15 protein-coding genes are annotated in these 17,444 nt (G+C 64.4%); 8 read left to right on the top strand and 7 right to left on the bottom strand.

Features of this window, described 5'->3' with window-relative positions:
- Window positions 1–78: 78 nt before the first annotated feature.
- The 7 genes from AB3X89_RS17910 to AB3X89_RS17880 form a co-directional block, all read right to left on the bottom strand.
- Complete coding sequence (locus AB3X89_RS17910; RefSeq protein WP_368584463.1) at window positions 79–513, bottom strand: CHRD domain-containing protein; 435 nt, start codon at window positions 511–513, stop codon at window positions 79–81.
- Window positions 514–874: 361 nt separating this feature from the next.
- Window positions 875–5,338 (bottom strand): transporter substrate-binding domain-containing protein, encoded by a 4,464-nt coding sequence (locus AB3X89_RS17905; RefSeq protein WP_368584461.1) that lies wholly within the window; start codon window positions 5,336–5,338, stop codon window positions 875–877.
- 116 nt (window positions 5,339–5,454) lie between these two features.
- Window positions 5,455–6,201: an aquaporin Z gene (gene aqpZ / locus AB3X89_RS17900; RefSeq protein ID WP_368584459.1), complete on the bottom strand. Its 747-nt coding sequence runs from the start codon at window positions 6,199–6,201 to the stop codon at window positions 5,455–5,457.
- A gap of 247 nt (window positions 6,202–6,448) precedes the next feature.
- Window positions 6,449–7,093, bottom strand: coding sequence for a response regulator (locus AB3X89_RS17895; protein WP_368584514.1), 645 nt, complete (start codon window positions 7,091–7,093; stop codon window positions 6,449–6,451).
- Window positions 7,094–7,201: 108 nt separating this feature from the next.
- Complete coding sequence (locus AB3X89_RS17890; protein ID WP_368584457.1) at window positions 7,202–7,891, bottom strand: response regulator; 690 nt, start codon at window positions 7,889–7,891, stop codon at window positions 7,202–7,204.
- A gap of 136 nt (window positions 7,892–8,027) precedes the next feature.
- A complete protein-coding gene (locus tag AB3X89_RS17885) occupies window positions 8,028–8,696 on the bottom strand; it encodes a response regulator (protein ID WP_368584454.1) in 669 nt (222 codons plus the stop codon).
- Window positions 8,697–8,961: 265 nt separating this feature from the next.
- Window positions 8,962–10,293 carry an MFS transporter gene (locus AB3X89_RS17880; protein WP_368584453.1) on the bottom strand — a complete coding sequence of 444 codons (1,332 nt, stop codon included), beginning with the start codon at window positions 10,291–10,293 and terminating at the stop codon, window positions 8,962–8,964.
- A gap of 94 nt (window positions 10,294–10,387) precedes the next feature.
- On the opposite strand from AB3X89_RS17880, the gene AB3X89_RS17875 reads away from it, so the two are divergent.
- From AB3X89_RS17875 to AB3X89_RS17840, 8 genes are all read left to right on the top strand, one after another.
- A complete protein-coding gene (locus tag AB3X89_RS17875; protein WP_368584452.1) occupies window positions 10,388–11,305 on the top strand; it encodes a LysR family transcriptional regulator in 918 nt (305 codons plus the stop codon).
- Window positions 11,306–11,856: 551 nt separating this feature from the next.
- Window positions 11,857–12,582, top strand: coding sequence for a cytochrome c (locus AB3X89_RS17870; RefSeq protein WP_368584451.1), 726 nt, complete (start codon window positions 11,857–11,859; stop codon window positions 12,580–12,582).
- The gene (locus AB3X89_RS17865; protein ID WP_368584450.1) at window positions 12,579–13,919 is read left to right on the top strand and encodes a cytochrome c; all 1,341 of its coding nucleotides are present in this window, start codon (window positions 12,579–12,581) and stop codon (window positions 13,917–13,919) included. The genes AB3X89_RS17870 and AB3X89_RS17865 overlap by 4 nt, the downstream gene beginning before the upstream one ends.
- Before the next feature lie 52 nt (window positions 13,920–13,971).
- Window positions 13,972–14,148: a hypothetical protein gene (locus AB3X89_RS17860; protein WP_368584449.1), complete on the top strand. Its 177-nt coding sequence runs from the start codon at window positions 13,972–13,974 to the stop codon at window positions 14,146–14,148.
- A 2-nt stretch (window positions 14,149–14,150) separates the two neighbouring features.
- Window positions 14,151–14,723 (top strand): cytochrome C oxidase subunit II, encoded by a 573-nt coding sequence (locus AB3X89_RS17855; RefSeq protein ID WP_368584448.1) that lies wholly within the window; start codon window positions 14,151–14,153, stop codon window positions 14,721–14,723.
- The gene (locus AB3X89_RS17850) at window positions 14,710–16,335 is read left to right on the top strand and encodes a b(o/a)3-type cytochrome-c oxidase subunit 1 (protein ID WP_368584446.1); all 1,626 of its coding nucleotides are present in this window, start codon (window positions 14,710–14,712) and stop codon (window positions 16,333–16,335) included. The genes AB3X89_RS17855 and AB3X89_RS17850 overlap by 14 nt, the downstream gene beginning before the upstream one ends.
- Window positions 16,332–17,138 carry a cytochrome c gene (locus tag AB3X89_RS17845; RefSeq protein WP_368584445.1) on the top strand — a complete coding sequence of 269 codons (807 nt, stop codon included), beginning with the start codon at window positions 16,332–16,334 and terminating at the stop codon, window positions 17,136–17,138. Before AB3X89_RS17850 ends, AB3X89_RS17845 begins: the two co-directional genes overlap by 4 nt.
- A 42-nt stretch (window positions 17,139–17,180) precedes the next feature.
- Entirely contained in the window at window positions 17,181–17,330 is a 150-nt protein-coding gene (locus tag AB3X89_RS17840; protein WP_368584444.1) for a hypothetical protein, read from the top strand.
- The last annotated feature ends 114 nt before the right edge of the window (window positions 17,331–17,444 follow it).

Raw genomic sequence — 17,444 nt, 5'->3', positions numbered from 1 at the left:
CGTTGGTTTGGCGGGTTCCAATCGCGTGACGGTGATGGTCGCCGCGGCACGCGCGCCGGGCCAACGCGAGGTCCATGCCTAGTTCGCCGGCAACACCTGTCCGCGAATTTCGCCCGTCGGATTCTGCGCGGTATGAACATTGAAGTACCACTGCCCCGCCATCAGATCCATGACCTGCTGCTCGGTAAGTTTCACCGTGCCTTTGATCGGACTCGCGAGCCCATTCTTCTCGATCGGCACCTGGACCTTCGCATTCTGGCCGACCGGCGCGGGACCGTGGAAATGCGCGGCGGTGACCGGACCGCTCAAGCCCTCGTAAGTAACAGTCCACTGCAGCGATTGAGTGGACGTGTCGAAGCTCGCATTCAGCATGCCATGCCCGTGACTCACACGCGGCGGCACTTCGCTCGACGGCTGGAGATTCGCCTTCAGCGCAACCGTATCCGCAAATGCAGCGCTCGATGCAAGCGCGCACAGCAGTACTGCCAGATTCAATTTTCGCTGCGAAATCATGGTCTTCTCCGGACATTGACGCGCCGCGGCGGCATTGTGTCGGCCGTGCGGAGCATCCACATACTAGTGCAAATCATTTGAAGCCGGTGAGGCTGGGATGGTGGTTTGCTTGGGGGCCGCTTTGAGCGAAAAACGTAGCGCGAAATCGTTTTAATCGATTTGATCAAAAAGTTAATTGCGCGATTTGTAATGAATAAATCACGTCATTCCTGGTATGCTTCGACTCGCGAGAAGTGACTCCTTCATCGAAGGACGTCTCCAAATCTTTAACGCGGCTTCGGCCGCGTTTTTTTCGTCCTGATTTTGGTTGCGGCCGATTGAACCGCCCGTGTATTTGCGCGAGTCTACGGCGCGCCGCTCGCTACGCGAGCAATGCGGCCTGCTGTTCGATGCCATCGAGTATTGCCTCGCATTGTCGAATTAGCGCATGCCCCTCGTTACGCAACTGCTCCGGCGACTTCGCGACAATGACGCGGCGATAGGCTTCGAGCGCCTTTAGGAGCGGCGGATACTGCAGCACGCTCGCCGCCCCCATCACCCGGTGCAGCCACTCGTGCACCCGCCCCATGTCCGCGCGTTCGAGTAACGTCGCCAGCGCGTCGATGTCGTCGCGCATCGACGAGACGAATGAATCTAGCAACGCCTTGACCGTCGACTCGCTTCCCCATAACTGCGTCATGCGCGCGAGGTCGACGGGCACGAACGGTTCGGCACCGGCACGTTGGGTGGCCTGCGGCTCGCCGGCCGACGCGGTCGAAACGCGATCGGTTGTTTCCGCCGGGGCGGGGTGCCACTCGACCTCAGTGCCAAACCAGCGGCTCAGGTGGTCGCGCAACGTGGCGAGCCGGGTCGGCTTGATCAGACTGTCGTCCATGCCGGCTTCGCGGCACAGACTCAGGTCGTCGGGCGCGGTATTGGCCGTGATGCCGAGTATCGGCAGACGCCGCGCGCCGCCGTGCAGTGCCTCCGCTTCGCGGATACGACGGGTCAGTTCATAGCCGGACAGGTTCGGCATGTGGCAGTCCGTAATCAGGCAGCCATAGCTGGTGCGCTCTAGCGCGGTGAGCGCTTCGGCGCCGTCGTTGGTGACGTCGCACGCGAACCCCAGCAGGGCGAGCTGATGACGGATCAACTCCTGATTGACTGGATGATCTTCCGCGACAAGAATCAGCCGCCCTTTCGCGAGCGCGCGTTCGCGATCGGGCGGCGGCGCGATGCCATCGGTCGTGAACGGCGCGCCTACCACGCTCGATGCCATCCGGGCGATCGACGGCAGCTCCGTCATCGCGGCCGCACAAGCGGCGCCGAGGCCGCGCCACGAAATCGGATTGATGCTGACGCGCACCTTGTCGTCGAGGATGCGGTAACCCGTTGGCTTCGGTTTTTCGGTCAGCGTGACGATGCACGCATTTGTGCCGATATGTGCCGGCAACGTGACGTCCTCGCCGACGAACAGCAGATCCACGCGGCTCAGTACGTCGCTTTTGGCAAGCGTCGCCGCATCGCCCGAGAGGCTGCGCAGTTCGAGCCCCAGCGCCTCGCCGAAGTGTGCGAGAGCCCGGCCGATGCGTCGATCTCGCGTGATCACTACGCCGAGTTTGCCGTGCAGACCATTGATCGAATAACGCTGTTCGACGATCGGCATCGTCAGCCGCACGATCATGCTCGTGCCGCGGCCGGGTTCGCTGTGCAGCGTGAGCGTGCCGTTCATCAGGTCGATCAGCTTGCGACAGATCGTCAGCCCGAGGCCTGTGCCGCCGAAGCGCCGCGTGGTGGACGACTCGGCCTGCACGAACGGCTCGAACAGCCCCGCCTGCAGATCCGGCGCGATGCCGATGCCAGTGTCCCGAACGGTCAGCTCCAGCGTCTGCGAGTCCGCGCAATCTTCGACGACCGCTACGCTGACAGCCACCTCCCCCTTCGGCGTGAACTTGATCGCATTGCCGAGCAGGTTGAACAGGATCTGGCGCAGACGCACGCTGTCGCCACGGAGCGTCGCAGCGGCGTCGCTCGCTATGTCGACGCGCACTTTCAGCCCCTTTTCGTGGGCGCGCCCGGCGAGCAGGCCGACCGCGTTATCGACGAGCTCACGGAGATCGATCGGCTCCGCTTCGAGCGTGAGCCGACCCGCCTCGATCTTCGAATAGTCGAGCAAATCATCGAGAATCTGCAGCAGCGCGCCCGCCGACTCGTGGATCATGCCGAGCATTTCGCTCTGATCGGTACTGAGCGGCGTGCGCTCGAGCACTTCGACGAGACCGAGCACGCCGTTCATCGGGGTGCGGATTTCGTGGCTCATCATCGCGAAGAAGTTGTCCTTCGCGCGCGAGGCCGCCTCGGCCACATCGCGCGCTCGGGCGAGTTCCTCAGAACGCGCGCGCTCGACGCTCGCGTCGACCCAATAGCCGCTCCAAACGACGCCGCCATCGGCTTCGCGCTGCGGCACCAGCTCGGCCCGCACCCACTTCAGTTGACCGGCGCTTTCGACACGGAACTCAATATGCACCGCAGAGGTACAGATCGCGGAACGCTCGAGCTCGGCAAGAACGATTGGCCGATCCAGCTCCGATATGCGCTGAAAGTCGACTCGCGCCCCGCCCTGCGAATCGCTGTCGCCGAGCAGATGTCGCGCGTCGCCGCCGATGTACGGGAAGGAATACGCACCTTCCGGCGAGCGCCGCATCTGGAACACGACGGCCGGCAACGAGCGCGTGACGTCGAACAGACGCCGTTCGGTTTCGCGCGCGCGCATCTCGGCGCGCCGGATGTCGGTGATGTCGACCATCGTACCGAGTACGTATGCCGGCTGCCCATCGCCGCCTTCGCAGACGCTCGTCCAAAAAATGCCATGCCGCGACTCGCCAGCACCGTCCTCGAACTGCAGTTCGACTTTGGCGATGCCGCCGCCGCGCAGGAGCTCGTGTGTCATGTCGTCGAGCACACGGCTATTGGCCTCGCCCCATGTGCCGACCTCGGCCGTTGTGCGCCCGAGCACGTCCTTGCGCTGCAGCCCGCACGCCTTCTCATATGCCTCGTTGATCGCGATGTACCGTCCGTCCAGGCCTTTCGCGATGAGCGGATACGGCACCGTCTTCATCATCGTTTCCTGGAAGTTCAATTGCAGCGCGAGTTCGCGCTCGGTCTGCTTGCGCAGCCGGACTTCGCGTTGCAGCAGCACGTACGCGCGCAGCGTCACCAGCAGCACCACGCCGATGCCGATCAGCACCGGCAGCAGCCGCACCGCAGTCACGCTCCACATCGCGTTGTCCGGCGCGGCGGGGCTCACCCACTTGCGCCGGATGCGTTGCTTTTCGGCTGCCGGCATCGCCTGCAACGCGCGATCGATCAGCTTGACGAGCGGGCTCAAATCCTCGCGCACAGCAAAATACAACGAGTCGGATTCACCGAGCGAGTCGAGCACCCTGAGCGCGCCGGCGTAGCGCTGCCGGAGTTGCACGTTGATCGCGGCAGCGTTGCCGACCAGCACGTCGGCCTCGCCACTCGCGACCATGCGCATCGCCTCGCCCAGGCTCGCCGCGACGACGATGTGATCGACCGGCACCGCCTCCAACGCGAGGGGCACCGAACCGGCTACGTGCGGCGACATCACGATGCGGCACGACGTGATGTCGTTGAACCAGCATGGAGGCGGCACGCCGGTGCGTCCGACGATCACCAGCGGATCGCTCTCGTACACGCGGCTACGGTCGGCGCCCACGAGAAACGCACCGCGACTCGATGTGGAGGACAGCATCGCGAGGTCGCCGCGCTGGAATGCGTCGATGGTGGCGGCCCAGTCGGCCGTGCGCGCGCGGTTGAACACGACACCGAGCGTGCTGCTCAGGTATGCGAGGTAATCGGCGGTCAGACCGACGGGGCGACCCGCGGCGTCGACATAGCTGAACGGCGCCCAATCGTCGTCGAAGCCGATCTGCAACGGCGGCAGCGAACGCAGCCAGTTCTTCTCTTCCGGCGTTAGCGCGAAGCGTGGGGCACCCGTCGCGGGCGCCGCGTTGAAGTTGCCGGACAGCCAGAGCGCGCGTATCGCAGCGGCCTCGGCGGGATTCATCGACACGAGCGCGCGGTTCAGTTGATCGCGCAAGGCAAGCTGCCGGGGCGATACCGCAAAGCGCAGGTCGAGCGCTTTGCCGCCTTGCTCGAACGCTACGCGCAGATTGCGATACGCGTCGGTCGCCAGTTCGTATTGAACGACCGGTGTGAAGCCGAAATAGACGTCGGCATCGCCATGCATTAGCGCGTTCAGCGCTTCGTGCGTGCTCGCGAACGAGACGATCTTCGCGCGCGGAAAACCGGCGCGCAACAAACGCTCACGCGCAAAACCGCGCTCGATCGCGATACGCGCGCCGGCGAGATCAGTGGGCTTCACATACCGGGCGTCGTCACGACGCACGACAGCCGACGCGAAGGAGTGGAAGTAGGGAGCCGTAAAGCCGAGGCAGCGCTCGCGCTCCGGCGTGCGCGCTATGCTCGTCAGCAGGTCGACCTCGCCGGCGCAAGCCGCGGCGACCAGTTTGGCCATGTCGGGAAAGCTCTTCGTCTCGATGACGACGTTCGGCCCCAGGAGCGCGCGCAACAGGTCGCCGCTGACGCCGGCGAGCTGGCCACCCCGCTGGATGTCGAACGGCGGCCAGCCACCTTCGAGTATGCCCACGGTCAGTCTGGAAGGAAATGCATTGGGTGACGACGCGGAGACATCGGCTCGCACTGTGGAGATGACGGGCGACTCTGACGCAGCGCCGGCAGGCGCGGCCATGCAGACCGCCTGCGTAGCCGCCAGCAGAGATAACACCAGCCAGCGCATCATTGAGTGCCGCGGCGAGCGCTGCCAAAGACACCGCAACAAACGCCGCAGCCCCAACGTCAGCGGCACCTCGCATTGAGAACTCGTATCGATCGGAAGTGATGAGTAGCGTCCCCCGCTCACGAAACGTCACCCTGTCCGTCCACCAATGACACCGCGGACGAATCAACTCGACCGTGCAGAAACGAAAACAGGACGCCAGCCGCAATTGCGCCGGCCAACGGCGCTGCCCAGAACAGCCACAGCTGGTCCAGCGCCCAGTTGCCGACGAACACTGCCTGCGCTGTCGAGCGGGCCGGATTGACCGCTCCATTGGTGACCGGAATCGACACCAGGTAGACGAGCATCAGACATGCGCCGGTGATGAACGGCGCAACCGTTGCCAACTCTTTTCGAACGACGACCAGCAGGCAGGTCCCGACAAACACGAACGACAGCACGACTTCCACGACGAGCGCCGAATGCAACGGATAGTCGGCGGGCGAATGAGCACCGAAGCCGTTCGCCGCGAATTCGCTCGCGGCGAGTTCGAAACCTGGCCGGCCACTAGCGAGGTAAGCGAGAAGCGCCGCGGCGACTATTGCGCCGCCGATTTGCACGGAGATATAGGGCAACAGATCACGCACGGGAAAGCGCTGCGCGACGGTCAAGCCGATGGTGACAGCAGGATTGAAATGCGCGCCGGAGATCTTGCCGAACGCATAGCTGCCAGTAGCGAGCGCAAGCCCGAACGCCAACGACATCTGCAACGCGCTACTAGCCTGCAATATGCCCGTGGTGTCCAACACCGTACTGCCGCAGCCGACGAACACGAGCCATGCCGTACCCACACCCTCGCTCCATAATCGCTTGCCTAGTGCCACCATCTCTACCCCATCCGTCAAGTACGAGGTACAGACACCGAACGATCGCGCGAAGAGGTCTGCACCGGATTCCCCTGATCCATCTAATCGGATCACGAACTAACCACAGCGGCAGTTGCGGCGCAAGGCGCGCAACGACCGGCGGCGGCCAGGATTATTGGGTGCCCCCCCGAGCCATGCCAATCAGATAAGTCTGATAAGGGCTACGTCAAAGCCGTCGAAAGCAAGAAAATATGACCATCGCGTCGCCTCATATCAGCCCAATCTGAGCGGCGTAGTTGATCAGGTCGGCTTCTGTTTCCAGTCCGAGCTTGCGCATCGCGCTGCGTTTTTGCGTGCTGATCGTTTTGTCACTCCGTCGCAGACGTGTGGCGATCTCGTGCACCGCGAGGCCTCGCACATAGAGTTGAAACACCTCCCACTCGCGTGCGCTCATCGCACCGCCGCGCCGGGGCGGCGCAGGCTCCGCGGCAGCGAGTGCGGCACGAACCTGTTCCGATAGATGGGTGCCCCCGGCGGCAACGGCTTCGATCGCGTCGATCAATGCGTCCACGGCGTCGCGCTTGTCGACGATTCCCGTCACCCCGATATTGCGCAAGCCGGCCAACACATGCGCGCGCCCAATCATGGTCAGCACCACCACGTGGGGATGCGGCGTGCGCCGAAGCAGCCGACGCAATAGCGGCACCGCGCTGGTGTCCCCGTCAAGTCCCGGCATGCCGATGTCCGACACAACGACGTCGCATGCGCAAGCTTCGAGCAGCTTCGCGAGACCGCGAGTGTCGGCAGCTTCGCCGACAATCTCGATATTCGGCTTGTCGCGCAGCAGCGTTCGGACGCCCGCGCGAATGGAGTCGTGATCGTCCGCCACGACGACGTGAATCTTGTTTGTCATTCTGTTCAGTGACTTTTTTATGGTGTCGATCGGCATACCGCACGAAATGTGTCTCCCCGGTTATGCCGATCTAGTCGCCGCGCCTATACGCAGCAGGTTGCCGCCCGGTTAGCGGACCTGATCAAGTCGTTCTGGAACCACCCCGTGCTCGACTGCGAAGCGAAACAGTTCGGCGTCGCTATTCAGCGAGAGCTTGCGCATGGCCATGCACTTCTGCGCGCTGATTGTCTTCACACTACGTCCCAAGCGCGTGGCGATTTCCGTGACGCCGAGCCCTGACGCGTACTGCGTAAATACCTCGAGCTCGCGGCGAGAAAGGGTGGCGCGCACGAGGTCGAGACGTTGCGTCAGCGTTACGTCGGCCAACATGGCGCGCACCGCCGGACCGACATAACATTCGCGCGCCAGCGCCATGACCAGCGCCACGTGGATCAGATCGATACGATCACGTTTGCTCAGCAGCCCGTCCACGCCAAGCGACATCACCTTGCGCAGCGTCGCCGCTTCCGTTTCCATTGTCAGGATGACGAGCGCCACGTTGGGATAGCGTTCCTTTAACTGCCTGACGACGTCGAACCGGTTTTCGTTGCTCCCTCCTGGCATGTAAAGATCCGTCAGCACGAGATCGCAAGGACAGCGATCGACTTCGATCAACAGTTCGGCGACATCCGCCGCACGGCCGACCACCTTCAGGTTGGGATAGTTGCCAATCAGATTTTCTATAGCCAGCAGAACCAGCGGATGATCGTCCGCAATGATCGTTCGAACAGGCGTGCCTGATGCAGCCATGAGGTTCATCTTCTGGCGCTCCTCGATACTTTCATTTCTCGACACCTAGTTATGCGTGACCGGCGCTCACGCAATGGTCGAGCATTTCTTTTGCGACAAACATCAGAGCGCTCTGAAATGGACCGAACGACCGCGTGCCCGATGCTTAGTTTTCCGCTTCGAGGAGGAGCGAGCCGCACGCGCGTACACAGGAAAAGAGCGCGGGGTCGTCGCTCACGCCCAGTCGTGCCATCGCTTCACGCTTTTGCCGACTCACCGTGCGGCGATGGCAGCCGAGCGCCGCCGCTATCTGCACGATGGACTCGCCGCTCACGAGCCTGCGCACGATGTCGGTCTGCCGCTTCGACAGCATCAGGGCCGACACGAACCGACCGTTGTCCGGCTGCGAACGCTCGAGCGTTTCGACCACCGAGCGGCCCAGGTAGCGCGCGCCGCGCACACTGTCGCAGACGGCTTGCGGCAGTTCCTCGAGCGAATCGGCTTTGCCGACCACGCTGATTGCGGCATCGGCGGCGACGACGCGCAACATCGCGGCATTCGTCTGCCCGGTCACGACGACGACGCGCAATGACGGCCACTCGCCGCGAATGCGCTGGATCAGGCCGAGTCCGTCGCTAATCTCGCCGGCGGGCTCCGGCATGGACAGATCGACGACGAGCACGTCGCACGGTGTGTGTTGAAGCAACGCGATCAACGCAGTCGGCATCTGCGCCTGACCGACGACAGTCAGACCTTCGTGCGCCTCCAGCGTCGATTTCAGGCCAAGCAGGACGAACGGATGATCGTCCGCCAGAATGATTCGAAGATTTGTCACGATTAGTCTCGCTCGTTGTCGGAATGGTCGGAATGCGTGCGGGGGTGGCTGTGCGGGCGGCGGGCGTCGACCTTCGCCGCGTCAATCACGCGACGTGCCGGAAAAGCCATCTGATCACCCTCGCAAATTCACGACAATCGGAGCGTTCCTAATCCGGTTAAATGATCGGGATAATTTATAGTCCTACCGAGCAAAATGCGCACCGTTATTCGAATCGAATCAAATCCATTCGAAAACGCAAAGCGCGCGCTGTTCAAATCATGTCTCACGCCGCATCACAGGCACGCGTCGCGCGCATCGCACGCGTCGACGCGGCGCGCGGAAACACCGGCAACGCGAGCAATGCGCACGCGCTCGCCACGCTCCACACCAGCGGCCATCCTCCGATGGACAGCAGCGCGGGAATCGCGAGCGGCGTCACGAACAGCGTGAGGAACACGCAGGTGTTGCCCATCGCGAGCGCGGTGCCCGCGCGGCGGGTACCGGCAAGGGACGCGAGTTCGGTGAACGCGACGCCGTGCCACGCCGACGCGCTAACTCCGCCGAACACGATCATCAGCGCGAACAGCGCAACCGCTCCGGCGCGATGCATGCCGACGAGCCCGGTCGCGAGCGCGAGCAGCACGAACAGCACGGCGGTCAATAGACTGCAGGCCCGCATATACGCGCGACGGTTGCCGCGCCGGTCGGTCCACGCACCGCTCCAGACCCGCGCGACCGCGGCGCCGGTCTGCACCGCGGCCATCGTCACGCTGATCGCGAACACGCCGGCACGCCCGAAGTCGTGCAGAAACACCGCGCCGAACGTAATCACGGCAATCTGCGGCACGCACAGCGCGCCCGCGCCGAGCGCGACGCGCCAGATCGCGATGTCGCGCAATGGTGAACGCATCGGCAAAGGCGCGCCGGCGTTCGAAGCGTCTACGCCCCGCCCACTGGCCGCCCCTGCACCGGCCGTCGCAGCCGCCTGCGCGGGCTCGTGCAGCCAGCGCCACGCGAACCACGCGGTGATCGCGCATGCCAACGCCAGCACCGCATAGGCGCTCGCAAAACCGAAGTGCGAGGCGAGCACCGGCAGCACCAATGCGCCGAGTCCACCGCCCGCCGGCACCGCGGTTTGCCGGATGCTCATCGCGAGGCCACGCTCGCCTTCGCGAAACCACGCCATCACCGCTCGGCCGCTCGATCCGTTGACGCTGCCGCCCAGCAATCCGACCAGCAGCAGCCCGAGCGCGAGCGGGACGATGCCGGGCACCTGAGCGTCGCCCGGCGACACGAACAGCGCAAGACCGGCGAGCGCGGCCGCGGTCGACAGCAAGCCGAGCAGCAGCACGCGACGATCGCCCCAGCGGTCGGTCAACAGTCCCCACGGCAATTCGCTGACCGCAATGCCGAGCCCGAGCATGCCCAGCACGAGGCCGAGCCCGTGGTTGCAGAGGTGGTAGTCCGAGCGCAGGAACACCGCCGTCGTCGGAATTCCCGAAAATGCCGCCGAAAAGCTCGCGTTCGCGGCGAAGCCCACGCCCAGCACCTTCCAGCGATGCCGCGCGCCGCGCTGGCCGATGCCGCGCGACGCTGTCATAGATCCGTTTTCCATCCCACCCTCCGTGTGTATTCGGGGGTATGCTACGGCTGGGCATTCCATCGGAAAAGCCGGAAATTTAGATCGCCTCCATCGGAAAAACCGAATCATGAGCCAGCGTGGTTTCGACCTTGCACAGTTGCGGACCTTCGTCGCCGTCGCCGAATCGGGCGGGGTGTCGGCGGGCGCCGAGCGCGTGTTCCTGTCGCAGTCATCGGTAAGCGAGCAGTTGAAGAAGCTCGAGGAGCGCGCCGGCCAGCCGCTCCTCGTGCGCCGCCGCCAGGGCGTGAGCCCGACGCCCGCGGGCGAGCGTCTGCTCGAGCACGCGCGCCGCATCATCGCGATGAGCGAAGCGGCCTTCGACGACCTGCAAGGCCGCTCGCTCGACGGCGAATTGCGCATCGCGATCACCGATTACTACCGTCCGCACGACATCGCGCGCATCCTCAAGACGTTTTCGGAACAGCATCCGCGGCTGAAGCTGCACGTGACGGTGCTGCCGAGCGCGGTGATCGACAGCGGCGCGGACGATCACGCGTCGTTCGACATCGGTTTGTCGGCGCGGCTCGTCCTAGGCCAGCCGCGCGCACGCGGCGCCGGTGCCGGTGGCGGTGCCGGTGCCGGTGCCGGTGCCGGTGGCGCGAGCATCGTCGTGCGGCGCGAAAAGCTGCTATGGGCCAGTTGCGCCGATGCCCCCACCCGCCCCGCCGCGCCGTATCAACTAGTGCTGCTGCCGACGACCTGTCAGTTGCAGCGCTTCGTCGTCAAGCTGCTCAACGAACACAAGGTAGCGTACGTGGTGTCGCATTCGGCGTCGGGCGTCGCGGGGCTGCAACTCGCCTTGAAGGCGGGGCTCGGGATTTCCTGTCTGAACGAGTCGTCGCTCGGCGGCGGCGTGGTGGCGTGCGCGGCGAACATCGGCTTGCCGCCCCTGCCAGCCATCGAGTTTCATCTGCTGCCGGGGCGTACGGGCGAAAGCGAACTGGTCAGCAATGCACGTGATGCGCTCGTGCGGCTCTTCGCATGAAGCCCACCGGCATTTGCGCAAAACGTGAAACCACACGAATGAGACGAGCCAGGCACAAATAAAATTCACAGCAAAATTTATGGATCGACATCGGCTAATCACATTCACCTGATGCATTGACATCGATAAACCGCAGCGCAACAAAATCCACCGCGCTGGGGCCGGCATCCGTGCCATTCCGTGATTATCGAAGCGCCTGTTTACCTTTGTATTCTCTATTGACGAGTCCGATAAATTGTTGCAGGCTGCTAACGGATATCACGCGCTTTTCAGCGCCTCATGCGTCGCTCATTGGAGCCCGAAAGTCGCCGTCCCAGGCGCATCCAGCGCGGATCATTGTCGCAGATCAAAGTTTTTGCCGGACAATTGCATCATCATTGCGCTTCTGTAGTTCGCGTTGCCGAACAAGCCCGTTCAGAATAGCGGTTAATAGCAGTCAATTAAAAGCAGCTAGTCCCGAGATGCGTCGTTTCCGGATTCATGAGTCAATCCGCACACTCGCGCCGGGTATATAAATCGAGCGATAAGAACGTTCCACGACGAGGCCCGGTGTGTATCGCAAAACTATCGGCTCTGCGGTCCTGTCCGTGCTGTGCGCGCTTCATGCGCTATGGAGCGGCGCGGCGTTAGCGGCCACCGACACGTCCGTCGCGATGCCCCCATCGATGGACCAGCGCGTACGAGCCTGCACGTCGTGTCACGGCGAACAGGGCCAGGGACGCAAAAACGACTACTTCCCGCGCATCGCCGGCAAGCCGGCCGAGTACCTGTTCAATCAGCTGATCGCGTTTCGCGACGGCGGCCGCACCTATCCGCCGATGGGCTATCTGCTAGCGTTCCTGCCCGACGACTACCTGCGTCAGATCAGCGAGTACTTCGCGGCCCTGCAGCCGCCCTATCCCGAATCCGAGCGCGCCGCCCTGTCGCCGAAGCTGCTTGCCGCCGGTGAAAAGCTCGTGACGCATGGCGACCCGGCGCGCGGCATACCGGCGTGCATCGCCTGTCACGGCGCGCGCATGACCGGCACGCAGCCGGGCATTCCGGGCCTGCTCGGCTTGCACGCGAGCTATATCGCCGGACAGATGGGCACGTGGCGCTCGGGCACCCGCCACGCGCTCGCGCCGGACTGCATGCGCACGATCGCGCTCAAGCTGAACGACAACGACATCGCCGCGGTATCGAACTGGCTCGCGCGCCAGCCGCGTCCCGCCGATCCCCGGCCCGCACCGGCATCCGCCGAACGGCTGCCCCTCGCTTGCGGGAGCCAACCGCAATGAAGCCGACACTCCGCCCGTCCGGTTGGCTGCGCCCGGCAAGCATGGCTAGCGTCCTTGCGATCGGCAGCTTCGCGCTCGCGTTGCTGGTCCATGGACCGCTCACGACGACGGCGCATGCCGCGACCGCGGCGCCCCAAGGCGCGGAAGCAACTACCACGGCTGGAACCAGTCCCGACACTCGCCCCGAGATCGTCAGACGCGGCGAATATCTTGCGCGCGCGGGCGACTGCATTGCGTGCCACACCGCGCCGCGCGGCCGGCTGTTCGCCGGCGGCCTCGCGATGGAAACGCCGTTCGGCACGCTGTACTCGCCGAACATCACGCCGGACCCGCAGTACGGCATCGGCACGTGGAGCGAGGAAGCGTTCTTCAAGATGATGCGCACCGGCCGCAAGCCGGACGGCGCGCCGATCTATCCGGCAATGCCGGTCGCCCAGTACACGAAAGTCACGCGCGAGGACTCGGACGCGATCTTCGCGTTCCTGAAGACCGTCGAGCCGGTGCGTCAGCCGAATCACCCGCACACGCTGCGCTTCCCGTTCAATCAGCGCGATCTGCTGTACGGCTGGCGCACGCTGTATTTCCACGAGGGCGAATTCAAGCCCGACCCGACCAAATCGGTCGAATGGAATCGCGGCGCGTATCTGGTCGAGGGGCTCGGGCACTGCACGATGTGTCACACGCGCATCAATATGCTGGGCGGTTCGTCGCCGCGCGAGCAGTTCGCGGGCGGGCTGATTCCGGTGCAGAACTGGTACGCGCCGTCGCTCACTTCGGACAAGGACGGCGGCCTCGGCGACTGGAGCATCCAGGACATCGTCGATCTGCTGCAGGCGGGCATCTCCAATCGTGGCGCCGTCTACGGCCCGATGGCCGAGGTCACTTATCACAGCCTGCAGCATCTGAGCGAGGAAGACATCCGCGCAATGGCCGTCTATCTGAAGTCGCTGCCCGACCAGGGCGGCCGCAAGACCGGCCCGAGCGCGAACCCGAACCCGAAGGTGTTCGCGCTCGGCAAGCAGATCTATGCGGACAAGTGCGCGATCTGCCACGGCGACCACGGCGAAGGACAGCTGCCGCACTACCCGCCTCTGGCGGGAAACCAGTCGATCGAAATGGACTCGGCGGTCAATCCGATCCGCATCGTGCTGAACGGCGGCTTCCCGCCGGGCACCAAACGAAATCCGCAGCCGTTCGGCATGCCGCCGTTCGGCCAGGAGCTCAACGACGCCGAAGCGGCCGCCGTCGTCACCTTCATCCGCACCGCGTGGGGCAATCACGGGCTGCCGGTGACGGCCCGCGAGGTCAACGAGCTGCGCAAGGCACCGCTGCATTGAGTTGCCGTCCCGAAAGGGCCACACCGAAGCGTCGCATAGGAGAACCATCGACATGAAAGCGAACGACCCGCCCAGCGCCGCTCCGCCGACCGACGACGAAGTCGAGCACGTCGTCGCGTCCGGTCCGCGCGGCGCGATCGCGCTGGCCGGCGTCGCCGCGGTCATCGTGATGCTGATCTGGTTCGCCTTCTACTTTTTCGCGTTTCTGCCGCGCGGCATCATCCACTGACCATGTCGACCGACTCCTCTCATCAACCCGGAAGCGGCCACGCGGTCGCACTGCGCGCCGAGCGGCGCTGGGCGATCTTCGCGGTCGCGCTGATCGTGCTGATGCTCGCCGTGATGGTGTTCGTGGGCGTGCATTGGTCGATGATGCCGCCGTCGCGCGTCGAGACGATCGATCCGTCGCGCCTGCAGCTATCCGGCGAATTCGCCGAAGACAACCTAGGCAGCGCGGTGCAGCCGGACGGCTCGGTGATCGTGCGCTTCGTCGCTCAGCAGTACTCGTTCACGCCGCAATGTCTGCTGGTGCCCGCCGATACGCCGATCACGATCCGCACCACCAGCGCCGACGTCGTGCACGGCCTGCTCGTCACCGACACCAACATCAACACGATGATCGTGCCCGGCTACGTCGCGACGCTGAACACGCAGTTCGACCATCCCACCGATCACGCGATGCCGTGCCACGAATTCTGCGGCTTCGGCCATCAGACCATGTGGGCGCACGTGAAGGTGATCGACAAAGCCGCCTTCTTCGAGCAGGCACGACAATCACGGAGACTGAGCTGTGTTCCACGCTAAGCGACTCGTACTCGCGCATTTCTGGCTCGCCTTCATCACGTTCGCGATCGCGCTCTGCCTCGGCGCATGGCAGATGCTGGTGCGCAGTCCCCTGTTGCCGTGGATCGGCGATCCTGAGCTGTACTACCGTTCGGTCACCGCGCACGGCACCGTGATGGCCTACGTGATGCCGACGCTGGTCGCGATGGCCTTCGGCTACGCGATCGTCGAACTCTCGCTCGGGCAGCGCCTCGTCGGCCTCAAATGGGCGTGGGCCGCGCTCATCATGCTGCTGGTCGGCGCGGTGATGGCGATGGTGCCGGTCGCGCTCGGCCGCGCCTCAGTGCTCTACACGTTCTATCCGCCGATGATCGGCAGCCCGTTCTACTACCTCGGCGTCGTGCTGGTAGTGGTCGGCTCGTGGATCTGGGTCGCGCTGATGCATGTGAACCTGCGCATCTGGAAGCGTGCGAACCCGGGCAAGCCCGTGCCGCTCGCGATGTTCGCGAACGTCGCGGGCGCGTACCTGTGGGCCTGGACCGCGGTCGGCGCGGCGCTCGAAATCCTGTTCCAGATCCTGCCGGTCGCGCTAGGCTTCGCCCATACGATCGACGCCGGCCTCGCCCGCGTGCTGTTCTCGTGGACGCTGCACGCGATCGTCTACTTCTGGCTGTTTCCGGCTTACATCGCGTTCTACACGCTGGTGCCACGATCGATCGGCGGACGGCTCTACAGCGACTCGATGGCGCGGGTGTCGTTCATCCTGTTCCTCGTGTTCGCGATGCCGATCGGCATCCATCACCTGTTCGTCGATCCGCAAGTCGGCGCTGGCTTCAAGTTCGTGCACGCGGTGTTCACCGGCATGGTGTCGGTGCCGACGCTGCTGACCGTGTTCACGATCTGCGCGTCGGTGGAAATCGCCGGTCGGCTGCGCGGCGGCAAGGGCGCGCTCGGCTGGCTGACCGCGTTGCCGTGGAGCAACCCGATCATGCTGGCAGTCGCGTTCTCGTTCGTGATGCTCGGCTTCGGCGGCGCGGGCGGCCTCATCAACATGAGCTATCAGTTGAACTCGACCGTGCACAACACGCAGTGGGTGACCGGCCACTTCCACCTGATTTTCGGCGGCGCGATCGTCATCATGTACTTCGTGATCGCGTACGAACTGTGGCCGCATCTGACCGGCCGCGCGATCGTGTCGGTGAAACTGATGCGTACGCAATTGTGGCTGTGGTTCATCGGCATGATGGTGGTCACGATACCGTGGCATTGGGTCGGCCTGCTCGGCGCGCCGCGCCGCATGGCCTATTACGACTACGCGATGCCCGGCGTGCAGGGACAGGGCGTGTGGGTCGTCATGTCGGCGGTGGGCGGCCTGATCCTGCTGGTGTCCGGCCTGCAGTTCGTTTATATCCTCGCGAAATCGCAGTTCGGCCCCGTGGAAGAACCGCCGGCGTTCCGCTTCGCGGTCGCGGCGCACCCGGTCGAGCGCGTGCCGGTCGCGCTCAACGGCTTCGGCCTGTGGGTCGCGCTGATGATCGGGCTCACGGTCGTCAACTACAGCTTCCCGATCGTCCAGTTGCTCAAACTGCCGCAGACTTCGGTGCCGGCAGTCGTCGTCGGAGCGCCGCGATGAACGAAGAACGCCTGTTCACCCTGCGCAATCCGTGGTTCGTCTGGAGCGTCGGCGGCACGGTTGCGATCGCGATCGTCGCGATCCTGATCGGCTTCGTATGGCTGCCGTCGGCGAGCACCGCATTCGGCGACCTCAGCCTGTGGGCGAGGATTTGCGGCGCCGCCGGCGTGCCGTCGAGCTGGTACAGCGGCAACGAGAAGAGCCAGGTGCCGAGCGACGTCGTCGTATTGCCGCCTTCGGGCGCGAATCACCCGTTGGCGGATTCGATCGGTCGCGGCGCGACGCTTGCGAATCAGCACTGCTCGATGTGCCACGGCGTGCTCGCTACCGTGCAGGTCACCGCGCCGCCGCTAGCCGGACAGTACGCCGACGCGATCTACAAGGAACTGCGCGACTTTCAGAGCGGCCAGCGGCCAAGCGCGGTCATGCAGGCGATCATCGCCGGACGCAGCGACCAGGATCTGCACGATCTGGCCGCCTACTACGCGTCGCTCCCGCTCGCTCCGGCGGCCGAGAAAACCCGGGCCGGCGAAGGCCCCGATCCGATTGCTGTCAGGCTCGTGATGCAGGGCGATCCGCAGCGCAATATCGCGCCGTGCGCGGCGTGCCATGGCCAGCTCGATCGCAAGGGCGCGGCACCGTGGCTCGGCGGACTGTCGGCGGCTTATCTGACCGCGCAGTTGCAGGCGTTCGCTTCGGGCGCTCGGGCCAACGACATCAACGAGCAGATGCGCAACGTCGCGCGGCAGATGACGCCCGAGGAAATGGACGCCGCGGCGAGGTATTACGCGGCCATGCAGTAGTGGGAAGGTGGGAAGTCGCGCGGTGACGCAGCGCAGTGGCTCGTGTCACGCCGTGAGCTATTCGCTATCGCAACCGGGCTCGTGATGCAGGGCCATCCGCAACGCAATCTCGGACCGTGCGCCGCGCGTTACGCCCAACTCGATCTCAAGATCCCGGCGCCGTGGCTCGGCGACAATCAACGGCTTATCTGACCGCGCAGATGCAGGCGTTCGCTAAGGGCGCGGCGCAACAACATCAACTAGCAGATGCGCAACCTCGCACCGCCGATGGCGCTCGAGGAAGTCGACGCCGTGGTGAGGTATTAC

The organism is Paraburkholderia sp. BR14320 (genome assembly GCF_040948665.1).
In the GTDB taxonomy this organism is placed as follows: Bacteria; Pseudomonadota; Gammaproteobacteria; order Burkholderiales; family Burkholderiaceae; genus Paraburkholderia; species Paraburkholderia youngii.
This window is presented reverse-complemented; position numbering and strand designations above follow the sequence as displayed.